This is a genomic window from Fusicatenibacter sp. (genome assembly GCF_050872605.1).
In the GTDB taxonomy this organism is placed as follows: Bacteria; Bacillota; Clostridia; order Lachnospirales; family Lachnospiraceae; genus Fusicatenibacter.
Genome location: NZ_JBNMHD010000068.1, coordinates 1 through 7,128, shown reverse-complemented (window position 1 = coordinate 7,128; position 7,128 = coordinate 1). Strand labels below are relative to the sequence as shown.

The window sequence follows — 7,128 nt, the reverse complement described above, 5'->3', positions numbered from 1 at the left end:
TTTTTTATTATACTTAATCGCATTATCACAAAGATTATAAATCATCTCATAAAGCACCTGCCGTGCTCCTTTGATGCGGCAGCTCTCTCCGCGCACCGTCATCTTCACCTTCTGCTCCTTCGCCCGCATCGAAAGATGCCCTTCGACATCCCGGCAGATCTGCATCAGATCCACATCCTCCATCGGGATCGACTGGTCGTTCTCGTCCAGTCTGGACAGCTTGATAATATCCTCGACAAGAGAGCTTAGCCGACTCGCCTCGCTGTGGATTCTGCCCGCAAATTTGGGAATATCCTCCGGTTTTACCATGTTGTTTTCAATGATCTCCGCATATCCGGAAATCGACATCAGCGGTGTTTTCAGCTCATGTGACACATTGGCAGAAAACTCTCGGCGCATCACCTCGGCTTTCTGTTTTTCCGTCACATCCAGCACCAGGATGACCGCACCGGATACAACATTATCCACACGCACCGGATTTGCAAGAAGCTGATAAACTCTTCCGTTTAATTCCAGCATCCGTTCCTCGGAACTGCCCTCCAGCGCATGATCCAGCGCCTCCTTCAGCTGCTCATTGCGGCTGACTGTCACGATATTGTGGTTGATGCATTCCTCCGCCGTCACATCAAACAGATTCTGTGCCGAACGGTTGATGGAGAGTACGACCGACTGGTTTGTCACGATCAGACCATCTTTCATATATTCCGTGATGGCAAGATACTCCTCCTGATTATGGCGGAGCTCCTCCATCTGCTGCTGAATCTGCTTCTGCTGCTGATGAATTCTTCCAAGCAGCGGACTCAATTCCTCATACGCTTTGTTGTCCAGCGGATGGTTCAGATCAATCTCATTGATCGGCTGTACGAGCGCCTTTGTCATATGGCTGACCATCAGCAGCTCTACAACAAGAACTGCCGCAATCAGCACAGCCACCAGCCATATATTCCGCAGCATCACACCGAACACACTGTCTGTTGTCAGGGAAACACGGACAATTTTTCCATTGTCCAGGCGCAGTGCTGTATAATATGTTTTGCTCCGCAGAGTCTCGGAATAACGGGAAATATTGCTTTCCCCGGTTTTTTCCGCCTCAATCACCTCCGGCCGCTGCGAATGGTTTCCCATCATGTTCGCATCCTCGACCGAATCAAACTGAACGGTTCCGTCCGTGTCAATCAGGGTGACCCGGCTTGCCGTAATCTTTCCGGCCGGTTTATCCAGACTGTCATCACCCATCTTGTCCAGAAAATATCGATAATACTCACATTCATTTCTCACCGAAACACGAAGCTGCTCCGCCGTATTGTTGTACATTGCCCAGCTCATAGTGAAAAAGGTCAGGATAATTGCAGCGATAATCAACGCTCCCGCATGTTGAAAGACTTTTTTACGCATCTTACTTTCTCAGCCTCCTATCCGGTATCCCACACCGCGGACCGTCTCGATCAGTTCGCCGCATTCGCCCAGCTTCTGGCGGAGTGTACGCACATGAACGTCTACCGTACGGGTTTCTCCGTCAAAATCATAGCCCCAGACATGGCCGAGCAGACGGTCTCTCGTAAGGACAATTCCTTTATTTTCCATCAAAAATTTCAGCAGTTCAAACTCTTTTAAGGTCAGGGTAACCTTCTCCCCTTTGGCCAGAACCTGGTGCTGTTTTACCTGGATCTGCAGATCTCCGGTCTCCAGCACATCATTTTCCTTCTCTTCTTTTCCGGCGCGGCGCAGCACGGCACGCACCCTTGCGATAAATTCCATCATGCCGAACGGTTTGGTAATATAGTCATCCGCTCCGCAGTCCAGACCCATGACCTTATCATATTCAGCGCCCTTTGCCGTTACCATAATGACCGGAATTTCCTTGGTTACTTCCGATGCTTTGAGGCGTGAAAGAATTTCAAGCCCATCCTCTCCCGGAAGCATGATATCCAGAAGGATCAGATCCGGGAGCTGTTCTGCAATAGCTGCATTCAGCTCTTTTCCGCTTTCCAGGCCTCTTGCGGTAAAACCGCTCGATTCCAGTGTGTATACGATCAGTTCCCGTATATTTCTTTCATCTTCCACGCAGTAAATCATCTGTTATTCCCCTTTATGGTGACCGTTAATGGAGTACACAACCCATTCCGCAATATTTGTTGCATGGTCGCCAATTCTTTCATAATATTTTGCAATCATCAGATAGTCCAGAGACTGGACATCTGTGGTAATGCCCCTTCGCATGCCCTGCAGAATTTCATCCTTGACTTCATCGAAAAGATCATCCACGATATCATCGGAGTCAATGACCTCCCGCGCAAGATTCAGATCCTGTTTGACGTATGCGTCGATGCATTTTGTTACCATGGAAGCCGTTGCTTTTGCCATATCCTTCAGGCGGATACTTGCATCCGGCACATCAAGGCTCGTTACTTTTACGATATCCGCAATATCCGCTGCCTGGTCTCCGATCCGCTCCATATCGGTAATCATTTTTAATGCAGCCGATACCTGGCGCAGATCGCGCGCTACCGGCTGCTGCTGTAAAATGATGCGGAAGCAGAGATCCTCAATCTCCCGTTCTTTCGCATCGACAACCTGGTCTTTTCTGATAATCTCTTCTGCTGCTCTCTGGTTTCCCTCCAGCAGCACCTCATATGTCCGTCCGATCGCCTGCTCACAGAGTGCTCCAAGCTCAATCAGCTCCGTATGCAGAATCTCCATCTGCTGCTCAAATTTTTCCCGCATATCAGCCAAACCTCCCTGTAATGTAATCCTCTGTCCGTTTGTCCTTCGGCATGGAGAAGATCTGTTCGGTCTCTCCGTATTCTACCACCTCTCCTAACAGGAAAAATGCGGTTTTATCGGAAATTCTGGCTGCCTGCTGCATATTGTGGGTTACCATGACAATAGTATAATCTTTTTTCAGTTCTACCGCAAGATCTTCGATTTTCGAGGTGGAAATCGGGTCCAGCGCCGAGGTCGGTTCGTCCATCAGAAGGACCTCCGGCTGTACGGCAAGGGCACGCGCAATACAGAGACGCTGCTGCTGTCCGCCGGACATGCCAAGTGCACTCTTCTTTAAACGATCCTTTACCTCATCCCAGATCGCTGCCTGGCGGAGGGACTGCTCCACGATATCATCCAGCTTCGCTTTGGAGCGGACACCATGGGTTCTGGGGCCATAGGCAATGTTGTCATAAATGCTCATCGGGAACGGATTTGGTTTCTGGAATACCATGCCGACCCGTTTGCGGAGTCCGTTGACATCCATTTTTCCACTGTAGATGTTTTCTCCGTCCAGCAGCATTTCACCGGTGATCCGGCAGCCCGGAACGAGATCGTTCATTCTGTTGATGGATTTTAACAGTGTCGATTTACCACAGCCGGAAGGTCCGATAAAAGCTGTCACTTCATTGGCATCAATGCTCAGATTGATATTTTTTAATGCATGAAAATCTCCGTAATAAAGATCCATATTGGATACATCTATTTTGCTCATGTTTTTTCCTCGTCTCTCTTTTATTTCTTGGCAATTTTCTTCGCGATCATTCCGGAACAGCCATTGATCAGAAGAACGATCAGCATCAGGATGACACCGGTTGCATACATCTGATTCATGTAGAGGCCTTCACTGGAAAGTGCATACATATGAACGGCAAGGGTACGGCCGGAATCCATAAGGCCTGCCGCCTTTGCAATCGTTCCTGCCGTGAAAAGAAGTGCTGCCGTCTCTCCTACAACACGGCCTGTCGCAAGAATAACGCCGGAAAGGATGCCCGGTACGGCAGACGGAAGAACAATTTTAAAAATCGTACGAAGCTTTCCTGCTCCCAGTCCAAAGCTTGCTTCCCGGTAGGAATCCGGAACTGATTTTAAGGCTTCTTCTGCCGTCCGCATAATCAGCGGAAGAATCATGATGGCAAGGGTACAGGCACCGGACATCATAGAGTATCCCATTTTCAGGGTTTTCGTAAAGAACAGCATACCGAACAGACCGTAAACAATCGATGGGATACCGGAAAGGGTCTCTGCCGTAATCCGGATCAGGCCGACCAGTTTTCCGCGTTTGTTGGCATATTCAACCAGATAAATCGCCGAGAAAATGCCGAGCGGCGCAGCAAGCAGCAGGGAAAGTACTGTCATCGTAACGGTGTTGATGATCGCCGGAAGCATCGTAACATTCTCTGTATTATAGGTCCAGGCAAACTGCTCCAGTGTCAGGTTTTTCACGCCACGAATCAGAATGAATCCAACCAGGAAAACCAGAACGGCAAGTGCAAGAATGGCTGCTCCCCAGGTAATTCCGGTCAGCACGGAGGAAAAAACACTTTTGTGATACGTAACCTTTGTTCTTTCTTTTTCTTTTGTATTTATTTTTACAGCTTCCATTGTATTTACAGCTCCATTTCCTTTAATCACCATAATGTACCCTCCGGTTCAGCATAGACACCGATAAATTGATCAGCAGGATAAAGACAAACAGCACAACACCCGTTGCAATCAGCGCTTCCCGGTGAAGTCCGGATGCATATCCCATCTCCAGTACAATGTTGGCTGTCATGGTACGAAGGCCTTCTGTGATTCCTTTTGGCATACGAGGCTGGTTTCCGGCAATCATAATCACTGCCATCGTCTCTCCGATGGCACGTCCGATGCCAAGCACGATACCTGCCAGGATTCCGGATTTTGCTGCCGGAACAACTGCAAAGAAAACGCTCTGGGAATGCGTGGCACCAAGACCAAGACTTGCTTCATAGTAAGATTCCGGAACACTTGTAATGGCGGATTCTGTTACACCGACCACAGTCGGAAGAATCATAACGGCCAGAAGAATGGATGCCGTCAGCATCGTATTTCCGTTTTTACCGGTCAGCTGCGCCATCAACGGAACGATCACAACCAGTCCGAAAAATCCATATACGATAGACGGAATACCGGCCATCAGGTTAATACCTGATTTGCAGATGCCGTAAAACTTTTTCGGACAGTAACGGGAAAGAAAAACCGAAGTAAGAATGGCAACCGGCACACCCATCAGGATTGCAAGGCCGGTCACGCAGATACTGCCGACAATCATCGGCAGGATGCCGAAAATATTGTTTCCCGGTTTCCACACGGTACCGGTCAGAAATTTCAGCGGTCCGATTTTAAAAATGGCAGGAACACCATTCATAAACAGGAAAATGCAGATCAGTGCAACAGCCAGCACGGAGCAGCATGCCGCAATCAGGAATACAATTTTCATGATCGTTTCTCTTAGTTTCATAAGATAAATCCTTTCATTTCATTGTTTCGCGGAACGTGTTTGAAAAAGACTTTCGTTTTTTCCCTTACGAACTGCTTTTTCAAGCACGTTCCGAAAGACAGCTTCTTTTTCTGAAACTTTCCGGATACGGAAGTAAGAGCGATTTTCCATTTTTCGCTCTTACTTCTTTTCCATTGTTTTTATACGTTCGTTACCTTTATTTTACATCTGCCCAGTCGGTAGTATCGCCAACATAGATGCTCTTTACCTGATCGCTGGTCAGCCCGTCGGTCGGGTTCTCTTTGTTTACGATGACAGCAATACCATCGGTTGCGATTACGGTTGCAGTAAGACCTAAGGATTTCTCCTCATCCTTTAAGTCACGGGATGCCATACCAATATCGCAGAGGCCATCGCTTGCGGAAGTGATACCTGTGGTGGAATCGCTCTGCTGTACTTCGATGTTAGCGTTTGAATTTACTTTTGTATAAGCCTCTTTTAATTTTTCCATCAGTGGTGTTACAGAGGAAGATCCTGCTACCACAACTTTTTCGCCGCCGCAGCTTCCCTCGTAAGCTTTCGTATCTTTGATTGCAATGTATCCGTCATCTGAAACAACCTGCTGTCCGTCGGTGCTTAAGATGTAGTCCATGAAATCCTGTGCATCTGCGGAAAGACCGTCTTTTGTTACAATGTTGAACGGACGGCTTACTTTATAGGAACCGTTTTCTACGTTCTCTGCGCTTGCCTCTGCTCCGTCGATTTTCAGGGCTTTGACTTCATCATTTAAAGATCCAAGAGAGATATAACCGATTGCGTACTGATTACCTGCTACCGTGCTCATCATAACGGAAGTATTGTTGGTGATCTGTGCATCAACGGTGGTGTTGTCCACTTTCTCACCTGCATCATTTTTCTCTTCTACACCGAACAGCTCGATGAATGCACCTCTGGTACCGGAACCATCCTCACGGGAGATCACGCTGATCTGTCCGGAGAAATCTCCTGCTGCAGTGCTGTCACCATCTGTGCTGCCAGCTGCCTCTGTTGCGGAAGCCTCTTTTGTAGTGTCTGCTGCGGAAGAACTGCTGCTGTCGCTGCTTCCACATCCTGCAAGCATTCCTGCAGCCATCATTGCGGTTAAGGTGATTGCGATTACTTTTCTCTTCATAATATTTTTTCTCCTCTTTTCACACGGGATTTTTGTAATTTCTATTTTGTAAAATTGCAATCCCGATGTTTTTTACATTTCGTTTTTACAGATATCATCATAACAACGGCGTGTAAAATGCAAAATCTCAGAGAAGTTAAGTTTATGTAAAATAAAAACTTTTCCATTTTACATTTGAAATCTGGGGAGATAAGGAAACAGGTGTCAATTACCTTTTTCATGCATCGGGCTATGCAGACGGTTTTAAACCAGGAGTTTCGTCTCATAAGCGTCAAAAAGCTAAAGAAACCTATTTGCATTATTTTCGGGGATTGCTATAATAGCAAATCCCCAAAACAGTAATGAAAAATCCTGTTATTCCGTCACCGGCACGTCAAGCTTTTCGGACGCTTCTTTTAACAGTTCAATGATTGGCAGATGCTGCGGGCATACACTCTCACACTGGCCGCACTGCACACAGTCTTCTGCTTTTCCTGATGTTTCCAGCAGTTTTTTATAATAATTTTTCGCGCGGTCTTCTTCTCCATACAGGCGGATGGTATTCAATGCCTTGAATACATCCGGGATCGCGATTCCCATCGGACATCCGTCACAGCAGTAACGACAGGCGGTACATGGAACTGCCGGACTCTTTTTCAGCGCTTCCTGTGCTTTGGCGATCACTGCTTTTTCTTCCTCGTTTAACGGTACAAAATTTCGGAAGGTTTTGATATTATCCTCCATCTGTTCCTCG

9 protein-coding genes are annotated in these 7,128 nt (G+C 47.3%); 1 reads left to right on the top strand and 8 read right to left on the bottom strand.

The features are described 5' to 3' along the window. The 7 genes from ACY2VT_RS13845 to ACY2VT_RS13815 all read right to left on the bottom strand — a co-directional run. A partial coding sequence (locus tag ACY2VT_RS13845) for a sensor histidine kinase (RefSeq protein WP_461880278.1) occupies positions 1-1,395 on the bottom strand: 1,395 nt, incomplete at its 3' end. Between the two features lie 9 nt (positions 1,396-1,404). Further along, positions 1,405-2,076, bottom strand: coding sequence for a winged helix-turn-helix domain-containing protein (locus ACY2VT_RS13840; RefSeq protein WP_022462258.1), 672 nt, complete (start codon positions 2,074-2,076; stop codon positions 1,405-1,407). A 3-nt stretch (positions 2,077-2,079) separates the two neighbouring features. Beyond that, positions 2,080-2,724, bottom strand: a complete 645-nt coding sequence (gene phoU, locus ACY2VT_RS13835) for a phosphate signaling complex protein PhoU (RefSeq protein ID WP_461873462.1) — start codon at positions 2,722-2,724, stop codon at positions 2,080-2,082. Position 2,725: 1 nt separating this feature from the next. Further along, positions 2,726-3,478 carry a phosphate ABC transporter ATP-binding protein PstB gene (gene pstB / locus ACY2VT_RS13830; protein ID WP_461873461.1) on the bottom strand — a complete coding sequence of 251 codons (753 nt, stop codon included), beginning with the start codon at positions 3,476-3,478 and terminating at the stop codon, positions 2,726-2,728. A 20-nt stretch (positions 3,479-3,498) separates the two neighbouring features. Beyond that, complete coding sequence (gene pstA / locus ACY2VT_RS13825) at positions 3,499-4,401, bottom strand: phosphate ABC transporter permease PstA (RefSeq protein WP_461880277.1); 903 nt, start codon at positions 4,399-4,401, stop codon at positions 3,499-3,501. Then, entirely contained in the window at positions 4,391-5,245 is an 855-nt protein-coding gene (pstC, locus tag ACY2VT_RS13820) for a phosphate ABC transporter permease subunit PstC (protein ID WP_461873460.1), read from the bottom strand. Before pstC ends, pstA begins: the two co-directional genes overlap by 11 nt. Before the next feature lie 196 nt (positions 5,246-5,441). Beyond that, positions 5,442-6,395: a substrate-binding domain-containing protein gene (locus tag ACY2VT_RS13815; RefSeq protein WP_461880276.1), complete on the bottom strand. Its 954-nt coding sequence runs from the start codon at positions 6,393-6,395 to the stop codon at positions 5,442-5,444. 179 nt (positions 6,396-6,574) lie between these two features. On the opposite strand from ACY2VT_RS13815, the gene ACY2VT_RS13810 reads away from it, so the two are divergent. After that, positions 6,575-6,715 (top strand): DUF6440 family protein, encoded by a 141-nt coding sequence (locus ACY2VT_RS13810; RefSeq protein WP_461880279.1) that lies wholly within the window; start codon positions 6,575-6,577, stop codon positions 6,713-6,715. Between the two features lie 34 nt (positions 6,716-6,749). On the opposite strand, the gene ACY2VT_RS13805 is transcribed toward ACY2VT_RS13810, so the two are convergent. Continuing rightward, positions 6,750-7,128, bottom strand: a 379-nt coding sequence (locus ACY2VT_RS13805; RefSeq protein ID WP_461880275.1) for a 4Fe-4S dicluster domain-containing protein, incomplete at its 5' end; no start/stop codon positions are given.

What these genes read in the sequence shown, in the direction of transcription:
- pstC (WP_461873460.1), bottom strand. Translation starts at nt 5,245, where the DNA reads ATGAAACTAAGAGAAACGATCATGAAAATTGTATTCCTGATTGCGGCA.
- pstB (WP_461873461.1), bottom strand. Translation starts at nt 3,478, where the DNA reads ATGAGCAAAATAGATGTATCCAATATGGATCTTTATTACGGAGATTTT.
- ACY2VT_RS13815 (WP_461880276.1), bottom strand. Translation starts at nt 6,395, where the DNA reads ATGAAGAGAAAAGTAATCGCAATCACCTTAACCGCAATGATGGCTGCA.
- pstA (WP_461880277.1), bottom strand. Translation starts at nt 4,401, where the DNA reads ATGGTGATTAAAGGAAATGGAGCTGTAAATACAATGGAAGCTGTAAAA.
- phoU (WP_461873462.1), bottom strand. Translation starts at nt 2,724, where the DNA reads ATGCGGGAAAAATTTGAGCAGCAGATGGAGATTCTGCATACGGAGCTG.
- ACY2VT_RS13840 (WP_022462258.1), bottom strand. Translation starts at nt 2,076, where the DNA reads ATGATTTACTGCGTGGAAGATGAAAGAAATATACGGGAACTGATCGTA.